Below are 18,808 nucleotides of genomic sequence, written 5' to 3'. Positions count from 1 at the left end.
GACTGATTCGAGTTTGACCAACGATTCATTGATATGGTCTAGATCATGGCCGTTCCTGGTGGAAAAGCAGCCCGCGTCATCGCGGGCCAGATCGTCCGTGACATCACCGACGAGAGCCTGGCCCGCCTGCCCGCCGAAGCAGAGCTGCTCAAGCGCTACCAGGTCAGCCGGCCCTCGCTGCGCGAAGGCATGCGCCTGCTGGAGATGTACGGCGTGATCACGCTCAAGCCCGGCCCCGGCGGCGGGGCGATCGTCAACCAGGTCGCCAGCCGCGAGTTCGCGTCGACATCGTCGCTCTACTACAACATCCTGGGTCTCACCCTGCGCGATCTCATGCAGACCCGCCTTCACCTCGAGCCACTGATGGCCCGGCTCGCCGCCGAGCGCGTGAAGGACGGCACGAGCTGGGACTCTGCCGAGGACGACGCCGAGCTCGACACCCAGACCGCGCGATCCAACTTCCACCTGGCCGTCGCTCGGTTCGCGGGCGACCCGATCCTCGTGCTCTTCGCCCATGCACTGCGCGACATCACGCTCGACGTGCTCCATCGCGAGCGTCTCCCCTCGGTCGCCGGGCCCGAGCTGGGCATCTCGCACGACCAGATCGAGGAAGCGATCCGGAACGGGCAGCCGATGAAGTCGGAGAGCCTGATGCGCGAACACGTCCAGGCCTACCTCGACTACATCCAACAGAACGCACCCCACCTCCTCAACCAGGTCATCGACTGGGCCTGAACCCGGCTTCAACCGGCGTGACCGCACAGGGCCATGAACTCCTGCCGCGAACGCCAGTCGGTCCGCAGCGTGCCCAGCAGCGTCGAGGTGACGGTCTCAGCCCCGAGCGAACGGACGCCGCGCAGCGACATGCAGCTGTGCTCGGCCTTGATCACGACCCCGACGCCCTTCGGCGCCAGATTCGCCATCAGCCAGTCGGCAACCTGCTTGGTCAGCCGCTCCTGCACCTGCGGCCGGGCCGCGTAGTGCTCGACGATGCGCGCCAGCTTGGACAGGCCCACGATGCGATCCCCCGGCAGATAGCCGACGTGTGCGATCCCGCGGAACGGCAGCAGGTGGTGCTCGCACACCGACCGCATCGGGATCGAGGCAGCCAGCACCAGCTCGTCGTACCCCTCCTCATTGGGGAACGTCGTGACGTCGAACGGCTCGACCGAGAACAACTCAGCGTACGCGCGCGCCATGCGGCCCGGGGTGTCCCGAGTGCCGGGCCGGGTGGGCGGCACCCCGAGCGCCTCGAGGAACGCCCTGGCGGCGGACTCGGCCGCCGCCAGGTCGACGGAGCTCACTCGCCGCGGACAGCCGGCACGGGATCGGTGTCCCAGAACCAGAGGCCGGGGTCGAAGTCCTCCCAGCGCGGGTTGCCCCGGTCGAAGGTCGCGATCTCGAGCGGGATCCCGTTGGGGTCGTAGAAGTAGACCGACTCCACGAAGTACTCGTGCTCGCGGACGATGATGTCCGTGACCTCGACGCCGTGCTCGATGAGATGGTCGCGGAACCACACGATCTCCTCGTGAGTCTCCACGTCGAACGCGAGGTGGTCCATCTTGCGTGGCTGGCGCGCGACCCGACCGCCGGGCCAGAGCCACGAGCCGGTCACGGCGGGCTCGGTGTCCTCCGCACGGCCCTCCGCCTTCTCGATCTGCACGAGTGACAGCAGTCCGCCGTTGCCCATGTCGAAGAAGTAGTTCTTGAGCATGTTGAAGCCGCGCCGCTGCGTCGGATAGTTCGACTTGTCCCGGGTCCGGACCAGCCGCAGGCCGAGGATGTCGCGGTAGAAGCGGACACTGGTATCCATGTCGTCGACGATCAGTTGGAGGTGATTCACCCCCTTCAGCACGCCGACGGCGGGACCGGCCGTCGTGACCGTAGGACGAGTTGCCTCTGTCGTCACTTGCTGCACCTTTCTGAGATGGATCGCGACGCACGCCGCGGTCGAGTCGGGCCAGGCCGAGCCGGAGCTCTGCCGAGCCGGGGGGCGGATGGCGCTCACAGCTTCACCAGCCGGCGCCGTTTGACGGTGTAGCCGGCAGGCAGCCGGCCTTCCTTGAGCATCCGGATCGGGCACCTCCGGCAGCGGGGTCGCGAGGAGCAGCACTCCTTCTTCGGCTCGACCAGTCGCTCGTTCGTCGTCATCGCCTCAGCCCTCCGCCGTGGCGAGCGCATCGACACCCACCAGGATCGCGTGGGTGCCGGCCCGCACCAGCCCCAGTGCGGTGCCGGCAGAGAGCCTCAGTCGCCGCGGCCCCAGCCGACCGGTGACGATGCACGAGAAGCGCCAGAGCAGGGGGCGTGCCGGGTCGGGTGCGTCGATTCGAACCGCCAGCGCATGGCATCGGCCGGCGAACGCGGCGGCAGCGCCATCGTCGGCGACGAACGGGACGACAACCGTGCGGGCCGACCGGTCGGGGAGCTGAAGCGCGAGCGCACAGCGGCCCGCCGCAACCGGAACGGCGTCCTTCACGTAGCTGATTCCGCGCGCTCGGCGGTCGGCGATGATCATGAGTCGGCAGCCTCGACGGTCGCGGCGAACGCCTCCTTGAGCTTCTGCCGGCGGATCTTGCCCACGCTCGTCCGGGGCAGAGCATCGACGAGCGTCCAGCGCCGCGGCCGCGCCTGGGGCGCCAAGTGGTCAGCGGCCCAGGCCGCGAGTCCGTCCACCGTCGGCGGCCGCGTCGGGTCGCGCGGCACCACGAACGCCACAGGGACGACGTCGCGCACCGGATCCTCCTCGGCCAGCACAGCCGCCTCGAGGACGCCGGGCGCCTGGCCGAGCGCGGCCTCGACCTCGGTCAGGCTGACGTTCTCCCCAGCAACCTTGATCACGTCGTCGACGCGCCCGACGAACCGCAGTATCCCCGTGGCATCGGCGACGACGAGGTCCGAGGTGCGGAGCCAGTCGAGACCGTCCGCGCGCTCGAAGGCGCCGGCCGTGGTGACCGGGTCGTCCAGGTACTCCACGAAGAGATCGACTCCTCGGGTCCCGCCGACCAGCAGCAAGCCGGGGGTGCCGGCCGGCACTGGCACACCACTGACCGGGTCGACCACCCGGGTCGATCGCCCCAGGTCGGCGGGGTCGCCGATGCGGTCATGACCAGGAGCGTCGCTCAGATCGGCCGACGCGATCGCGATCGTCTCCGTCATGCCGTAGAGCTGGCGGGGACGGCAGCCCACGAGGGCGGCGAACTCGTCGTACTGGCCTGCGGCGAGGCTCTGCGCGTACCAGACGTGCTCCAGCTGCAGCCGCGGCACGACCTCCGGGCGCCGCGCGAGGATCATCCGGATCGGCGCGGCAAAGAGGCTCGCGTGGGTGACGTCGAGCTGGCTCGCCCACGTCAGCCATCGCGATGCGGAGAAGGACGCCGTCAGCGCCACGCTGGCGCCCACGGCGATCGCAGGAGCGAAGCAGTAGTACTGGGCGTTCGCGTGGAAGAGCGGGAGGGTGACGTACCAGCGGCTTTCGGTGGTCAGGTTCACCACGTCCGCCATCGCGCCGGCGACGTGCGCATAGTTCTGCTGACTGAGCACGACGCCCTTGGGCTCCGACGTGGTGCCCGAGGTGAACATGACGGCAAGCCGGTCGCCGGGCGCGGCGGCCTCCGGAGGGAACTGCTCCTCGCCGGCGCAGACCGGCCGCGCCGGGACTGCCGTGAGCGCCCCACCGGGACGCACATCGACCGCGCTCTGCTCGACGCCGATCACCGGAATCTCCGGCACCTGTTCGCGGTAGACGCCGAGCCGCTCCACCGGACAGACCGCCACGACCGGCGCGGTCCGCGCCATCTGGCGCGCGATGTCGCGACCTGCCGATGCCGGGTCGACGGGCACCATCCAGGCGCCGAGGCGCGACACGGCCAGCCAGACGGCGACGAAGGCCGGACAGTTGCGGAGCCCGACGTGCACGGCATCGCCCGGCCGCACGCCGTACGAGCGCAGCGTGGCTGCCACCGAGGCGACGATCCGCTCGAACTCGCCGTAGCTCCAGCTGGTGACGGTTCCATCGTGGTCGCGGAACACCAGGAAGGTCTCCCGGCCGTGGTCGCGGACGGCACACCGCCAACGTTGCTCGAAGGTCGCTTGGTCGATGGTCACGGTTCCTCCTCAGGCTCGGTGGTGGGACGGATCGACGCGGGACGACGCGGTGTGCCCGGGTGCGCCTCGGGCACACCGCGCCGGTCAGGAAGGCGCCAGGATCAGACGGGGATCGCCGTGTCGACGGCGACGCCCTGCTTCTCCAGTGCGCGGCGATAGAGATTCGCCGGGTTCTGCCAGAGGATCTGGTGCCGGATCTCCTCCGAGACTCCGCCCATCACCATCTCGATGTTCTCGTCGAGAGTCGGCCGGTGGTAGCCGGTCGGGTGCGGGAAGTCGGTCTCGAACAGCAGGCTGCGCAGTCCCAGACGCTCGATGTGGAAGTCCTCGAGCTCCTCGAACCAGAAGTTGACGGACATCTGGCGCTGGAAGAACTCACTCGGCAGCATTCCGCCGAACTCGTCGAGGTGGCTGGTGCCGACTCCGTTCTTCTCGAACCGCTTGTCGAGCGCCTCGAGGACGAACGGCGCCCAGCCGATGCCGCTCTCCACAGAGGCGAACTGGAGCGTCGGGAACCGGTGCATGATGCCGGACATCAGCAGGTCACAGACGTGGTTGGCGTTGGCCAGGTAGATGTGCGGCCCGTCGCGCACGACGAGCGCTCCACCGGACACGTCGTCGTCCTCGTGGCGCTCCATCAGCTGCCGGAAGTCACCGCTCGCGGTGTGGAAGCTGACACTCAGGCCGGCCTCCTCGCAGGCACGCCACATCGGGTCCCAGGTGCGGCTGCCGAGTGGCGCCTGGCCGTGCTCGTGAGGGGCGCCGGTGGTGACGATGCCACCGAAGCCGCTGTCGGCGAGGCGCTCGATCTCCGCCACCGTCTGCTTCACGTCCCAGTAGGGGACGACCATCATCGGGATGAAGCGGCCGGGGTAGTCGCGCACCCACTCGAGCTGGAAGTCGTTGTAGGCGCGCAGATGCGCGATCGCGACCTCCGGGTTGGGGTGGTTGACGAAAGGCTTCCAGTCGAAGCCGGCGAGGTTGGGATAGAGGACCTGCATCTCGAAGCCCTGCTCGTCCATGAACGCCACCCGCGCCTTCGGGTCGTACGTGGCGGGGTGCGCCTCGTCCTGACGCGTCGGGCCGGACCCGTCGTGGATCTCACCCCTGCCCTCCCAGCCCCAGTTGGCCCACTGCCAAGCGGCCTTGAGCGGCTGATCACCGAAGAACCACAGCTCGGACTGCGTCTTGTCGTCCCACTTCACGTGCAGGACGTCGTCGCCCCAGGACTTCGGGAGCCGGTCCGTCCACAGGTCCGGCGGCTCGATCAGGTGGGTGTCAGTGTCGATCACCCGGTACTTGCTGCCCATTGCGAGGCTTCCTTCCAGTAGTTCCGACCAATTGATTTAAATAGATTGCTCATCCGCTTGTCAAGAGAGATTTGCCCGGAGACACCGGGACCGACCGGAGCGCCGGATGAGAAGCAACGGCGTACAGCCCCGATTCCGGGGTCACTCGCGACCCGTGCCCGCCGGTCGTTGCGGCGGGCACGGGTCGCGCCGGATCAGACAGTCGCCTCCACGGGCTCCGCCGGCGACGGGGCACCCGCTCCCGCGTCCCGGGACGGCCGCAGCGTGAGCACGAGCAGCAGGGCGGCGGTCGCGAGTCCCACACCTACCGCGAAGACGGTCAGGAACGCCGACCAGGCCGGCGCATCGTGCGCCGAGGCCGCATCAGTCGACAGGATGCTCGCCGCGATCTGGACTCCCGAGGTGGAGCCGACCGCCTTGACGACGAAGTTCATGCCGCTGAACGCGCTGACCCGGTCCTCCGGAACGGAGGTGGCGATGATGTTCATCGCCTGGGTGATGCCGATCCCGGTGCTGAACCCGCACACGAGCATCGCCGCGACGACGAGCGGCAGAGCGCCCGGCGAGGCGATCATCAGCAGGAACGATGCCGCCGTGAGGATCGGCGGGATGGCGGCCGCGGCGCGGCGCCCCACCCGCGCCTCGATCCAGCCTGCGACCGGCGCGAGCGCCCCCATCAGAACGCCCGGCACGAGGATGGCGCTCGTGGTCGTGCCGCTGGCGCCGAAGCCGTAGCCCGTGGACGCCGGCTGCTGGACCTGCATCGGGATCATCACGAAGAAGAGGTTGATCGTGAAACCAGCCATCACCATCAGCCCGGAGGCCACGATCACCTCGTGGCTCGCCAGAATCCGCACGTCGACCAACGGGTCGACCGAGCGGAGCTCGACCGCGACGAAGATCGCGAAGAGCACCACAGAGCCCACGACGAGCGCGACGAATCGGTACGACGTCCAGCCCCATTCAGGCGCATACGTGAACCCGATCAGCAAGGTCGCGAGACTGCCTCCGAACAGAGCCGCTCCGAGCAGGTCGACGTGCCGGCCGGAGCTGTTCGACGGGCAGGATGGCACGAGCACCCAGGCGGCCACGATCGCCACCACCAGTACGGCGAACGGCATCCAGAACAGCCAGTGGTAGTCGAGCCGGTCGGCGATCGGGCCGGCGACCAGCATAGCCAGGGCCGTGCACGCGAAGATCACACCGACCATGAGGCCGTTGCCGAACTTGAGCCGGCTGGCGCTCTGCGTGTCACGCATGATGCCGACGGCGAGCGGAACCGTGCCCAACCCGACGCCTTGGAGAAGCTGGCCTGCGATGAGCATCGGCATCGAGACCGAGAGCGCGGAGAGCAGCGTCCCGGCACCGACGATGCACAGCACGCCGAGCAGCACTCGGCGCTTGTCGTAGAGGTCACCGAGCCGGCCGATGACCGGCGTGACGACGGGACCAGTGAGGAGCACGCCGGTGAGCACCCAGGCGATCTCCGCCCTCGAGGCGTTCAGCTCCTCCTGCAGGATCGGGAGCGCAGGCGAGGTCATCGACTCGATGGCCTTGTAGATGCCGACCGCGCCCACGACCAGAGCGAGCGTGACGCCCGCCCTGGTCCGCGCGGCGGATTGCGGTGAAGTCGTGTGGTTCATTGAGCCCTCTGGCACTAGGGGACCACTCTCGCCGATGCACCGAGACACCGCGAGGCCGTCCGCTGGAAGTTGTCGTAGATGAGTCGATGCGGCGGACATGTTCGGTCCTGCCGTGGCCGGCGATCGCAGCCGAGAGCGCACCGGTACGACGCCCGCCGCTCAGCCGTTCGCGGGCGCTGCACCTGCTGCAAGAGGAGCGCTTCCACGTCCCGGGGTCGTCCTGGGACATCTCACACTCAGGCCTGATAGATGATCCATTTATCTAAATGGATTATTCATGTGACGTCAACCACTTCGCCCAAAGTGGGCAGCACTCACGCGGCAGCACGGCGGTCGACCACCAGCTCCGCGACGCGCCAGTTCGCGGCGCTCTCAGCCCCCGCTCAGGCCCATCGGCCATGATGGGACCGTGTCCAGCCGCTCCGCCACGCAGCACCGTGTCCTCGTCGTCGACGACGACCGTGCCGTGCGTGAGTCGCTGCGGCGCTCCCTCGCGTTCAACGGCTACGACGTCCACCTCGCGGGCGACGGCGCGGAGGCTCTCGCCGGCATCGGCGCGGTGGCGCCCGACGTCGTGGTGATGGACGTGATGATGCCCAAGCTCGACGGGCTCGAGGCCACCCGCGCGCTGCGGGCGGCGGGCAACGACGTCCCGATCCTCGTCCTCACCGCGCGCGACGCCGTCGGCGACCGGGTCGAGGGTCTCGACGCGGGCGCCGACGACTACCTGACCAAGCCGTTCGCGCTCGAGGAGCTGCTCGCCCGGCTGCGCGCGCTGCTGCGGCGGGTGACGCCCTTCGAGGAGGGCGCCGAGGAGGAGGTCCTCTCCTTCGCCGACCTGACCATGAACGTCACCACCCGCGAGGTCCGCCGCGGCAGCCGGCTGATCGAGCTGACCCGCACCGAGTTCACCCTGCTCGAGATGTTCCTGCGCCGTCCGCGCCGCGTGCTCGACCGCAGCTTCATCCTCGAGGAGGTCTGGGGCTACGACTTCCCCACGACCGCCAACTCCCTCGAGGTCTACGTCGGCTACCTGCGCCGCAAGACCGAGGCCGAGGGCGAGCCCCGCCTGATCCACACGGTCCGCGGCATCGGCTACGTCCTGCGCGCGACCGAGACGTGACCCGATGACCGCCTGGGGCCTGGCGGTCGGCCCGGGCGCCGACGGGCGCTGGCACTACCGCCGCTCGCTCGCCAGCCGGGTGATCTGGCTGACCACGATCGCCGTCGCGCTGTCGGTCGCGCTGGTCGCGACCGGCGCCTACATCACCGCGCGCGTGCAGATGACCCAGGCGCTCGACGACGCCCTGCTCAGCCGGGCGAAGGGCGCGGCGAAGTCCAACGAGCTGCTGGAGGCGGGCTCCAAGGGCATCCCGCCGTGGGCGCTGGGCGCGGGCGACGTCCGGATCGCGTTCCTCGACTTCCAGGGCACCACCGCCGTCCTCGACCGCGGGCCCACCATCGACTTCGGCAAGCCCGAGCTGCAGGTCGCGCAGGGTCGGCTCGACTACAGCCTGCGCACCATCCTGATCGCCGGCCACCGCTACCGCGTGGTCGCCGTACCGACCCAGAAGAGCGGCATCGCGCTGATCATCGCCCAACCCCTGGAGGACCAGGACCGCACCCTCGCGCGCCTCGGCTGGGTGACCCTCGCCTTCGGCCTGTTCGGGGTCCTCGCCGCCGGGCTGGGCGGCTGGGCGGTGGCGAGCAACGGCCTGCGTCCGGTACGACGGCTCTCCGCCTCGGTCGAGGAGATCGCGCGCACCGAGGACTTCACGCCGCTGCCGGTCGAGGGCGACGACGAGGTGGCCCGTCTGGCCACGGCGTTCAACCACCTGCTGGTCGCGCTCGACGCGAGCCGCACCCGCCAGCGCCAGCTCGTCGCCGACGCCAGTCACGAGCTGCGCACGCCGCTGACCGCGCTGCGCACCAATATCGACCTGCTGACCATGACCGCCCGCAGCGAGGCCGGCCTGGCCGGACTCCCGCAGGATGCGCGCGACGAGCTGCTCGACGACGTACGGGCCCAGATCGAGGAGCTCACCACCCTCATCGGCGACCTCACCGAGCTGGCCCGCGACGAGCCGATCCCGGTCCAGGTCGAGCCAGTCGACCTGGCCGACGTCGTCGACCACGCCGTCCAGCGCGTCCGACGCCGCGCGCCGAGCATCACCTTCGAGGTCTTCACCCGCCCCTGGTGGGTGATCGGCGAGGACGCCGAGCTCGAGCGCGCGGTCACCAACCTGCTCGACAACGCCGCGAAGTGGAGCCCCGAGGCCGGCCAGGTCACGGTCCGGCTCAGCGACGGCGTCCTGACCGTCGACGACCAGGGGCCCGGCATCGCCGAGGCCGACCGCTCCCAGATCTTCGACCGGTTCTGGCGCTCGCCCGACGCCCGCACCATGCCGGGCTCCGGGCTGGGCCTGGCGATCGTCCGCCAGGTCGCCATGCGCCACTCCGGATCGGTCCACGCCACCGACAACGCCAGCGGCGGAGCGCGCCTCGTGCTCCGCCTCCCCGGACGGGAGAAGAACCCCCATGCGCATGCGCACTGACCTCCGCTCGACGACCCTCCAGGTCGCGGGAGTGGCCGCCCTCGGCGTGCTGCTCGCCGCGTGCGGCGGCAACGACGTGGCCGCCAAGCCGACGCTTCCGTCATCGACCGGCGCGCTGTGGAACCCGTGCGACGTCCTCGACACGGCGTTCGTGAAGAAGGAGTTCGGCGTCGACGCCACCAAGCATGCCGGGACGCCGACCGCGCCCGAGTGCCGCTTCACTCCCAACGACCAGAAGTCCGGCCAGGCCGCGATCACGTCCAACTACCTGCTCTTCCCGGGCACCCTCGAGGAGGCCTGGAAGACGATGGGCCAGAAGGCCGACGCCGACGTCCGCAAGCCCAAGGTCGCCGGCGCCGACGACGCGCGGATCGTCGTCAACGCCACCAAGAAGCAGCTCTACGTCACCGGCTTCGTCCAGAACGGCGACCTGATCCAGCAGGTCGACGTCGTCGACCCGGCGCCGTACGACGTCAAGCGCGACGTCAGCGGCGCGACGGCCGTGCTGACCCGCCTCTCCGCGCACGCGGCGAAGTCGAACGCCGGCAGCGGCCCGAGCGCGCCGGCGATCCCGTCGGGCTCGCCGCAGGGCTGATCCCTAGGGGTTGACCGCCTGGAGCAGCCGGGCGGCCTTCCACTCCGTCTCGGCGTACTCCTCGTCGACCTCGCTGGCGACCGTGATCCCGCCGCCGGTGCCGAGGACGTAGTCGTCGCCGGCGCTCATCAGCGACCGGATCACGACGCCGAGATCGGCCCGGCCGTCGCCGGACACCCAGCCGAAGGCGCCGGCGTAGGCGCCGCGGGCGGAGTCCTCGACCTCCTCGATGATCTCCATGGTGCGCAGCTTGGGGGCGCCGGTCATCGAGCCCGCCGGGAAGAGCGCCCGCAGCGCGCCGACGGTGGTGATGTCGTCGCGCAGGCGCCCGCGGACCGTCGAGACCAGCTGGTGCACCGAGGCGTACGACTCGACGTCCATCAGCACCGGCACCTCGACCGTCCCGACCTCGCAGACCATCGCGAGGTCGTTGCGGAGGAGGTCGACGATCATCAGGTTCTCGGCGCGGTACTTCGGGTCGCTCGCCAGCCGCTCGCGCGCGTCGGCGTCCTCGGCGGGCGTCGCGCCGCGGGGGGTGGTGCCCTTGATCGGCTTGGTCTCGAGCATCCGGTCGGCGGTGACCAGGGCGTAGCGCTCGGGCGAGGAGCTGAGCAGCCAGGCACGCGAGCCGTCGAGGTCGTGCTGCAGGAAGCCGGCGTACGGCGCGGGGTTGAGCGCCCGCAGCCGGAGATAGGCCGCCGCGGGGCTGAGCGGGCTCGCCGTACGGAGCCGGTGAGTCAGGTTGACCTCGTAGGAGTTGCCGGCGTGGAGGTGGGCCTGCACCGTCGCGAAGGCCTCGGCGTAGGGGTGCGGCGGGGTGTGGGAATCCCCGCTTAAGCGGGGATTCCCACGCTTCCTGGCCTCTGCAACGGGCAGGAAGCGCAAGGAAACGTCAGGAAGTTCGTGCTCGTACTCCCGCAGGTGCGAGGGCCGCAGCCACACCGCGTCCGGCAGGTCGGGGTCGGGCAGCGCCGGCAGGTCCGCACGGCACGCGTAGCCGAAGTAGCCGAACCACTGGTCGCTCGGGCTGCCGACGGCGAGCTCCGCCTCCAGGACGGCGAACGGGTCGTCGCCGACCACGACCGACCGCCCGCCGGCGTGCCGGGTGACCTCGCGGGTCGCGGCGTCGTAGGTGAGCGAGACGTCGTCGTCCTCGAGCCAGCCGAGGATCGACCTGCGCCGCGACCAGTCGCGGGCGCCCCCGCCGTCGAGCCACACGCAGCGGGCGTGCCGGGCCTGGATCCGGGCGAACGCCTCGGCGGGGTCGCCCTGGGTCACCATCCGGTCAGCGTCCCACGGCCAGGAAGTTCGCGACCAGCCGCGCACCGTGCTGCGACAGCACCGACTCGGGGTGGAACTGCACGCCCTCGATCGGCAGCGTCCGGTGCCGCACCCCCATGACCGTCCCGTCGGCCGCCCACGCCGTCACCTCGAGCTCGTCGGGCAGCCGGACGGCGGCGAGCGAGTGGTAGCGCACCACGTCGAGCGGCGTGGGGACGCCGGCGAAGACGCCGCGCCCGTCATGGGTCACCGACTCGACCGTCCCGTGCGCCGGCGCGACCCGCGCGACCTCGCCGCCGAAGGCGACCACCATCCCCTGCATGCCGAGGCAGACGCCGAGCACCGGCCGGCCCTCGTCGAAGCCCCAGTCGTACTCCGTCGGGTGGCCGGGGCCGGGGGACAGCACGATGTGCGAGTACGTCGTCAGGTCGGCGCCGTCGCTCCACTGCACCACCGTCGGCAGCACGCCGGTGACGCCGGCGACGAGGTGGACCAGGTTCCAGGTGTAGGAGTCGTGGTGGTCGACGACCACGACGTCGGGGGTCATCGCCACGACACCACCGCCACGCCGCAGTCGACCGCGGCGGTGCGCAGCCGCTTGTCACGGGTCCACAGTCGGGAGCCGGGTGCCAGCAGGCAGGCGCCGAGCAGCTGGGCGTCGGCGGGGCTGAGCCCGCGGCCCCAGAGCCGCCGAGCGTCGACGAGGGTCAGCAGCTCGGCGGTCTGCAGGACCGGAAACTGCCGCAGCTCCCCGAGGAGCCGGAGCACGTCCGCCCGGCCGCGGATGCTGCCGAGCGCCAGCTCCTCGATGACCGAGGGATGACAGCCGACCTCGTCGGCGGCCAGCTCGCGGACGAGCCGGGGCTCGCCTCGGTGGAGGTGATCGATCCAGACCGAGGTGTCGACCAGGATCACGACGCCCGACGCGTGGCGCGGCGTCGGGGTGCGGCCGTCGCGTCCGGGTCGGATCCTCCGAGCGCAGCGAGCCGGCGTCCGGCCTCGACCCGCACGAGCGCTTCCAGACCGGCCCGGACGAGCGCGGACCGCTCCTCGATGCCACTCAGCTCGGCCGCCCGCTCGACCAGGTCGTCGTCGACCGTCACCGTGGTACGCATGCATCTCACCCCGCATCAATTGATGACGAGAACGATGCTACCGGCGCGCCGGCGTGACCGCGAGCCATGCCTAGAGCAGGACGCCGGACACCAGGTCGTGGACGATGTCGAAGCCCCGCTCGGTGAGGATCGACTCCGCGTGGAACTGCACGCCCCGGAAGTGCGGGCCCGCGATCGCGTTGACGTCGCCGGTCTCGGCGTCCGCGTCGACGGTGACCCCGTCCGGCAGCGCCAGCTCGGGCGAGACCCGGCCGACGAAGGTGTTGTAGAAGCCCACCTTCTCGGGCCGGCCGCCGAGCAGGACGGTGGCCTGGGTGCCCTGGAAGACGATGTCCTTGTAGGCCAGCGGGACGCCGAGCTGGTGGCACAGCGCCTGATGGCCGAGGCAGACCGCGACGAACGGCTTCTCGTGGGCGAGCAGCCAGGCGACGGCGGCCCGCAGCTGGGCCATCTTGGGGTCGGCGTCGTCGCGCGGGTCTCCGGGGCCGGGACCGACGATGACCAGGTCGTAGCCGTCGAGGACGCCGTCGGCGTAGTCCTCGTGCCGGACGACGGCGCTGGTCATGCCCATCCGCGCGAGCATGTGGCGCAGCATGTTCACGAAGTCGTCCTCGCCGTCGAGGATGACGGCGGACCTGCCCGCGAGCCGCGGGTCGGTCGGCGTACCGGCCTGGTCGGCGAGCCAGAACCCGGACAGCCGGTTGTTGCGGCTGTTGAGCGCGATCAGCACCTCCTCGTCGGCGACGAGGGTGGCCACATCGGTGGTCGGGACCGGAGCGGGCGACACCAGGCCGAAGGCGGACAGGATCCCGCCGGCCTTGGCGTGCGTCTCGGCGACCTCGTACGCCGGCACCGAGTCGCGCACCAGCGTCGCGCCGGCGGTGACCTTGAGGCTGCCGTCGAGCGAGACGTCGGCGGTGCGGATGACGATCGGGCTGTCGACGACGGGCGCGCCGTCGCCGTCGCGGCCGAAGAGGGCCAGCGCGGAGGCGTAGTAGCCGCGGCCCTCGGGCTCGTACTGCTTGATCAGCCGGCAGGCGTTCTCGACGGGCGAGCCGGTCACCGTGGCGGCGTACATGGTGTCGCGCAGGATCTCGCGGACGTCGCGCGTCGTACGGCCGGCGAGGAGGTACTCGGTGTGGATGAGGTGGGTCATCGGCTTGAGGAAGGGCCCGAGCACCTGGCCGCCCTCGGTGCAGATGTCGCACATCATCTTGAGCTCTTCGTCGACGACCATGAAGAGCTCGTAGATCTCCTTCTCGTCGCGCAGGAACTCGCGCATGCGCGCCTCCGTGCTGCGCGGGTCGCCGGCCGGTGGGCGCAGGTGGAAGGTGCCGGAGATCGGGTTCATCCGGACGTCGCCGCCGTGGACGGACACGTGCCGCTCGGGCGAGGCGCCGATCAGGTAGCGGTCGCCGGTGAAGAAGACGAAGGTCCAGTACGCGCCGCGCTCGCGCTCGAGCAGGCGGCGGTAGACGGTGAGCGCGACCTCGGCGCTCCAGTCGGCGACGACGGCGCGGTAGCTGCGGCCGACGACCAGGTTGGCGCCCTCGCCCTGCCCGATCTCCTCGTCGATGATCGAGGCGACGATCTTGGCGTACTCGTCGTCGGAGGTCTCGAAGCCGCCGCGGTCGGTGAACTCCACCGGGACCTCGTCGATCGCCGCGATCACGTCGGCCACCGAGAACTCGTGCTCCTGCTGGACGTCGACCACGACGAGCGGCGTGCCGTCGTCGTGCGCCTCGAACCCGCGCTCGGACACCTGCCGGAACGGGACGGCGACCAGCCGGTCGCAGATGTGCCCCGGCTCGGGCACGCCGGTCTCGAGCGGGATGTCCATGATCGACTCGACGACGCTCCGGGTGCCGCCGAGGACGCCGACGGTGTCGCGGTCGCCCGCACGGGTGGAGCGGCGGATGATCGCCCAGGCCTCGTGCCCCTGGACGGCCGCGATGGCTTCCCGGGCGGTGAGGCTGGTGTCAGTCATGGGGGAAGCCTATGCGGGGCGGGCCGCGGGCCGTCGGGCGGTTTCGCCCGTCAGACGCCGAGGGCCAGGAAGGCGGCCGCCGTGCCGGCTGCGACGGGGTCGCCGGCCGTACGGCGGCGTACCTCCCGCAGGGCGGTGGCGGGGTCGCTGCCGGCGGCCAGCGCGGCGTGCAGATCGACCATCAGTGCGGCCGTGGCGGTGTCGTTGACCTCGGCGACACTGCACACCAGGCCAGCCGTACCGAGGGAGAAGAGGGCGGCGGCGAGCCCGAGCAGCTCCTCCGCGCCCACCGGTGCGAGGACGCCGGACTCGCACGCCGACAGCACCACCCGGTAGGGCGCCCGCCGGATCCGCTCCAGGTCGTGGACGGTCAGCGGGCCGTCGGCGAGGTCGAGCGCCGAGAACAGCGGGCTGTCGGCGCGGAACCGCCCGTGCGCCGCGAGGTGGACCAGACCGGCGCCGTCGAGGTGGTCGAGGACGGCGTCGAGCGTGGCGCCCGGGCCGTCGAGCAGGACGGCATCGGGGTGCTCGCGCGCGAGGACCGGCACCTCCGCGCCGCCGGAGACGAGGTCGGGGCCGGCGACGAGGACCGTCGCGGCGTCCGGCGGGGCCGGAGTCGCCCGCGCACGCAGCCACTGCCCCGCGGACGGCACCACGCTGAACGGCCGCTCGTGCAGCGCCGGCAGCAGCGACCAGGCGAGGCCGTGCAGCCGCGCGGTCGGCGCGAGGACCACCGGGGCGTCCGCATCGGGGAGCAGCGCGACCGCGTCGCCGAGGATCGCCTCCTGCAGCCGGCGGCCGAGGTCGGCGGTGTCGACGGGACGGCCGCGGGAGGCGCGGCGCAGCAGCATCGCGGCCGGGCCCAGCAGGGCGGCGACCTCGCCCGTCGCAGCGGCGACGCGCCGTCGTACCCGGCCGTCGTGGGCGACCAGGACGTGCAGCGAGCCGTCGACGTCGACCAGCTCGACGAGGCAGGCGTCGGCGGTCGCGGCGACGATCTCCGCGACGCTCGCCGGGCGCTGCTGCGCCGCCGTCGTCGCCGACAGTGTGTGGCTCTCCGCCCGCACCGCCCGCTCGAGCCGGAGCCGCTCGCGCTCGAGCTCGTCGGTCGGGTCGCCGTCCTGCCGGGCCTCGGCGAGTCGCCGCCCGTTGTCGCGCAGCGCCGCCAGGGACGCCGGGATCGTCGCCGCATCGGACGTCGCGGGCGGCTGCGCGAGCGCCGTCGCGCGGGTGCGCTCGCTCCACCGCAGCAGGGTCCGCGCGTCGCTCGCCGCGTGCCGCAGCGCGATCGCCGTCAGGTCCCGCCCGTGCGTCGTCGCGAGCGCCCGCAGCTCCGACGACCCGATCAGCCTCCGGTGCTCGTCGATCGCGTCCATTCCCGCCGCCGCCGCCCGCAGCACCCCACCCCGGTCCCCCACCTCCGCGCGCGCCAGCGCCTGCGCCTGCCAGGCGCCGGCCCGGACCAGGGCGTTGGGGTGGCGGCGGTACGACGCGGCGCGCTCCCAGGCGGTCAGGCGCTCGGGGCCGCGGGCGAGGCGACCGGCGAGGGTGAGAGCGAGTGGGGCCTCGTCGGCATGCTGCTCGTCGAGGTCGGCCGCCACCGACGCCGCCTCGCGGGCCAGGCCGCGCGTGTCCTGCAGCGCGAGCCGGGCGCGGACGACGGTGAGACGCGCTCGCAGCCGGAACCACGGCCGGTCCTGGCGGCGGAAGAGGTCGGCAGCGCGACGGGCGGCCTCGGCCGCCGCGGCGGGATCGTTGGCAGCAAGCAGGGCGTTCGCCAGGGCCGCCTGGAACTCGGCTTCCTCGAGGGGCGCGATCTCGCCCTCGAAGCCGCGCATCACGTCGACGGCCTCCGCGGCGAGACCCGCCGCGAGGTAGGCCTCGGCGAAGAGCGCCACGAACTCGGACCCGACCGGCCAGCCGGCGGCCTCGTGCGCCTCGGCACTCTCGGCGAACCGCGCGAGTGCCACCGCGTGGTCGCCGCGCGCGACGGCGATCTCGGCGAGATTGGTCAGGCTCGACAGTCGGTCGACCCACGCGCCCTCCTCGGCCAGGATCCGCGCGGCCGCGGTCATCGCGGCCTCCGCCTCGTCGATCCGGCCCAGGTGCAGCTCGACGTAGCCGAGCCAGACGCGGGTCCGCGCCTCCCAGCCGCGGTCGCCCGCGCCCTCCAGCTCCGCCAGCGCCGTCGTCAACACCGGGACCGCCTCCGCATGCCGGCCGAGCATGGTCAGCACCGCCGCCAGGCGCATGCCTACCTTGGCCGCGACCACCCCGTCCGCGCCGTTCAGCGCCCCTTCGAGCTCTCGCAGAGCAGGCGCAGACCGACCGGCGAACGCCAGCGCCACACCGAGCGTCGCCCGGACGTCGCGCTCCCGGTCCGCGTCACCGGTGCGGCGCGCGCACCGCAGCCCGTCCCGCAGGAGAGCCACCGCCTCCGCAGGCTGGCCGGCGTCTCGGAGCACGATCCCGAGGCACTGGTAGGCGTAGGACCGCGTCCTGTCGTCCGACTCGGTCGCGAGCAGCGCCTCCGCCCGGCGCCGCGCCTCGTCCGGCCGGTCGAGCGCCAGGTCGAGCAGATCCTGCATGGCCGCCTCACCAAGGAAGGGTCGACTCCTTTACGGCGTCGCGGGGCGGCACTACGTTAGCGCCGCACGGGACCGTTCGGTCCGAGCCCTCGCCTGCCTCCCAGGAGTGGCCATGTCCCAGCCCGGTGGACCTTCTCGCCCCTCGTTCTCGCTGAGCGCGCTGATCCGCCTGGTCCGGTGGCCCTGGCGGGTCGTCCGGCGCGATCCAGGACAGTCGGTCGACGTCCAGCCGGTCGACCCCGAACGGCTCAACCGCGACAAGCTGCGCGTGCAGGCACGCGTCGTACGCGACGCCCTCAAGGGCGATGTGGCCGCCGCAGGGCCGGAGGACCGGCCCGCGAAGGACGACGCGGAGCTGGTCTATCTCTACCGTCCCGGCCACGCCCTGGCGCAGGCCGAGCGGCTCGACGACGTGATGGCCTTCTTCGAGCGGCGCGGCGAGGAGTTCGACGGCAGGCCGGAGCGAGTCGACGAGCCCGGCCCCGGCCTGGTCCTGCTGCGGCTGCCGCGGCGCCGCGACGAGGGCGACGACGTCCTGGCCACGCTCGCCGAGCTCGACGAGGCCCTCGGCCGGCCGGAGGGCAAGGACCAGCCGCCGATCGTGTCCCCCGACCACCTCGTCTACGTCACTCCTGCGAAGGGCGGCCTGTGCCCGGCGACGGAGCCGGAGGTGCCGAAGACCCGTCGTCCGTGGCCGCCGCAGGCGCCGGCGGGCGAGGAGCCCAAGCCCGCGGAGCGGGTACGGGTCGCGGTCGTGGACACCGGTCTGTGGGCCGACGCGGTCGGCAGCGCGATGACGCCCTGGCTCGAGAGCGACGACATCTTCGCCGACCCGGCCGACGTCGAGCACGTCAACCCCGCGGCCATCCACCCGTACGCCGGCCACGGGACCTTCGTCGCCGGCGTGATCAGCTGCCTGGCGCCCGACACCCGGGTCGAGGTCGAGGGCCTGCTGACCCACGGCGGTGCGATCTACGAGTCCGCGATCATCGCGCAGCTCAACGACGCGCTCAACGACGACGACCACCCACAGCTGATCAGCATCTCCGCCGGCACGCACACCCGCGGCGGATGGCCGCTGCTGTCCTTCGCGCTGCTCGCGGCCGCGCACCGCCTCGCCGAGCGCGACGACATCCTCGTCGTGGCCGCGGCGGGCAACGACGCGAGCGACCAGCCGTTCTGGCCGGCTGCCTTCTCGTGGGCGGTGGGCGTCGGATCGGTCGACCCCGACGGCACCGTCTCGGACTTCTCCAATGTCGGCGAGGACTGGGTGAAGGTCTACGCCCGCGGGCGCGACCTGGTCAACGCCTTCCCGCGCGGCACCTACATCTGCCACGAGCCGCCGAACGCCGGCCAGGTCCGCCACTTCGACGGCCTCGCCCGGTGGAGCGGCACGTCCTTCTCGACGCCGGTCGTCACCGGCCTGATCGCCGCCCGGATGCGCGCGACCGGCGAGGACGCCCGCACCGCCTGGACCAAGGTCCTCGGCGACGGCACCAGCGCGACCGACCCCCGCGGCGGCGCGATCACCATCGTCGGACCGCTCACCTAGAGCCGGGCTAGATGTTCTGTCCACGCAGGTTGGGCACGAGGTCGGCTGGTGACTTGCCGCCGAGTGCGGTGTGAC

General features: G+C 71.7%; 18 protein-coding genes. 5 read left to right on the top strand and 13 right to left on the bottom strand.

From position 1 onward, the window contains the following. The first annotated feature begins 45 nt into the window (after positions 1-45). A complete protein-coding gene (locus AB4880_RS21490) occupies positions 46-735 on the top strand; it encodes a FadR/GntR family transcriptional regulator (protein ID WP_367921259.1) in 690 nt (229 codons plus the stop codon). 8 nt (positions 736-743) lie between these two features. Here the strand turns inward: AB4880_RS21490 and folE are convergent, their stop codons facing one another. From folE to AB4880_RS21455, 7 genes are all read right to left on the bottom strand, one after another. Further along, entirely contained in the window at positions 744-1,304 is a 561-nt protein-coding gene (gene folE / locus AB4880_RS21485) for a GTP cyclohydrolase I FolE (protein WP_367921258.1), read from the bottom strand. After that, positions 1,301-1,843, bottom strand: a complete 543-nt coding sequence (locus AB4880_RS21480; RefSeq protein WP_367921257.1) for a VOC family protein — start codon at positions 1,841-1,843, stop codon at positions 1,301-1,303. The genes folE and AB4880_RS21480 overlap by 4 nt, the downstream gene beginning before the upstream one ends. A gap of 161 nt (positions 1,844-2,004) precedes the next feature. After that, on the bottom strand, positions 2,005-2,151 hold the full coding sequence (locus tag AB4880_RS21475) for a hypothetical protein (RefSeq protein WP_367921256.1): 147 nt from the start codon (positions 2,149-2,151) through the stop codon (positions 2,005-2,007). Between the two features lie 4 nt (positions 2,152-2,155). Continuing rightward, positions 2,156-2,518 (bottom strand): hypothetical protein, encoded by a 363-nt coding sequence (locus tag AB4880_RS21470; RefSeq protein ID WP_367921255.1) that lies wholly within the window; start codon positions 2,516-2,518, stop codon positions 2,156-2,158. Further along, positions 2,515-4,107: a class I adenylate-forming enzyme family protein gene (locus AB4880_RS21465; RefSeq protein WP_367921254.1), complete on the bottom strand. Its 1,593-nt coding sequence runs from the start codon at positions 4,105-4,107 to the stop codon at positions 2,515-2,517. The genes AB4880_RS21470 and AB4880_RS21465 overlap by 4 nt, the downstream gene beginning before the upstream one ends. Before the next feature lie 101 nt (positions 4,108-4,208). Continuing rightward, a complete protein-coding gene (locus AB4880_RS21460) occupies positions 4,209-5,417 on the bottom strand; it encodes an amidohydrolase family protein (RefSeq protein WP_367921253.1) in 1,209 nt (402 codons plus the stop codon). A 194-nt stretch (positions 5,418-5,611) separates the two neighbouring features. Then, positions 5,612-7,159 carry an MFS transporter gene (locus AB4880_RS21455; RefSeq protein WP_367921252.1) on the bottom strand — a complete coding sequence of 516 codons (1,548 nt, stop codon included), beginning with the start codon at positions 7,157-7,159 and terminating at the stop codon, positions 5,612-5,614. A 310-nt stretch (positions 7,160-7,469) separates the two neighbouring features. On the opposite strand from AB4880_RS21455, the gene AB4880_RS21450 reads away from it, so the two are divergent. Genes AB4880_RS21450 through AB4880_RS21440 form a run of 3 tightly spaced genes read left to right on the top strand, consistent with a single transcriptional unit; the run spans position 7,470 to position 10,210 of the window. Continuing rightward, a complete protein-coding gene (locus tag AB4880_RS21450; protein ID WP_367921251.1) occupies positions 7,470-8,183 on the top strand; it encodes a response regulator transcription factor in 714 nt (237 codons plus the stop codon). Between the two features lie 4 nt (positions 8,184-8,187). Beyond that, positions 8,188-9,615 carry a sensor histidine kinase gene (locus tag AB4880_RS21445; protein WP_367921250.1) on the top strand — a complete coding sequence of 476 codons (1,428 nt, stop codon included), beginning with the start codon at positions 8,188-8,190 and terminating at the stop codon, positions 9,613-9,615. Beyond that, on the top strand, positions 9,599-10,210 hold the full coding sequence (locus AB4880_RS21440; RefSeq protein ID WP_367921249.1) for a hypothetical protein: 612 nt from the start codon (positions 9,599-9,601) through the stop codon (positions 10,208-10,210). The genes AB4880_RS21445 and AB4880_RS21440 overlap by 17 nt, the downstream gene beginning before the upstream one ends. A gap of 3 nt (positions 10,211-10,213) precedes the next feature. Here AB4880_RS21440 and AB4880_RS21435 read toward each other — a convergent pair whose 3' ends face one another. The 6 genes from AB4880_RS21435 to AB4880_RS21410 all read right to left on the bottom strand — a co-directional run bounded on the left by AB4880_RS21435 (position 10,214) and on the right by AB4880_RS21410 (position 17,181). Then, positions 10,214-11,491 carry an anthranilate synthase component I family protein gene (locus AB4880_RS21435; protein WP_367921248.1) on the bottom strand — a complete coding sequence of 426 codons (1,278 nt, stop codon included), beginning with the start codon at positions 11,489-11,491 and terminating at the stop codon, positions 10,214-10,216. A gap of 4 nt (positions 11,492-11,495) precedes the next feature. Further along, positions 11,496-12,038: an anthranilate synthase component II gene (locus tag AB4880_RS21430; RefSeq protein ID WP_367921338.1), complete on the bottom strand. Its 543-nt coding sequence runs from the start codon at positions 12,036-12,038 to the stop codon at positions 11,496-11,498. Next, positions 12,035-12,406, bottom strand: coding sequence for a type II toxin-antitoxin system VapC family toxin (locus tag AB4880_RS21425; RefSeq protein WP_367921247.1), 372 nt, complete (start codon positions 12,404-12,406; stop codon positions 12,035-12,037). The genes AB4880_RS21430 and AB4880_RS21425 overlap by 4 nt, the downstream gene beginning before the upstream one ends. Further along, positions 12,403-12,606 (bottom strand): type II toxin-antitoxin system VapB family antitoxin, encoded by a 204-nt coding sequence (locus tag AB4880_RS21420; protein ID WP_367921246.1) that lies wholly within the window; start codon positions 12,604-12,606, stop codon positions 12,403-12,405. The genes AB4880_RS21425 and AB4880_RS21420 overlap by 4 nt, the downstream gene beginning before the upstream one ends. Positions 12,607-12,676: 70 nt before the next feature. Next, positions 12,677-14,593, bottom strand: a complete 1,917-nt coding sequence (locus AB4880_RS21415; protein WP_367921245.1) for an anthranilate synthase family protein — start codon at positions 14,591-14,593, stop codon at positions 12,677-12,679. A 50-nt stretch (positions 14,594-14,643) separates the two neighbouring features. Next, entirely contained in the window at positions 14,644-17,181 is a 2,538-nt protein-coding gene (locus tag AB4880_RS21410) for a CHAT domain-containing protein (protein ID WP_367921244.1), read from the bottom strand. A 112-nt stretch (positions 17,182-17,293) separates the two neighbouring features. Between AB4880_RS21410 and AB4880_RS21405 the strand changes: the two genes are divergently transcribed. Beyond that, positions 17,294-18,733, top strand: a complete 1,440-nt coding sequence (locus AB4880_RS21405) for a S8/S53 family peptidase (RefSeq protein ID WP_367921243.1) — start codon at positions 17,294-17,296, stop codon at positions 18,731-18,733. The last annotated feature ends 75 nt before the right edge of the window (positions 18,734-18,808 follow it).

The organism is Nocardioides ginsengisoli (genome assembly GCF_039537225.1).
GTDB classification, from domain to species: domain Bacteria; phylum Actinomycetota; class Actinomycetes; order Propionibacteriales; family Nocardioidaceae; genus Nocardioides; species Nocardioides ginsengisoli.
The sequence above is the reverse complement of the archived record's forward strand: the minus strand, read 5'-3'. Positions and strand labels throughout refer to the sequence as shown.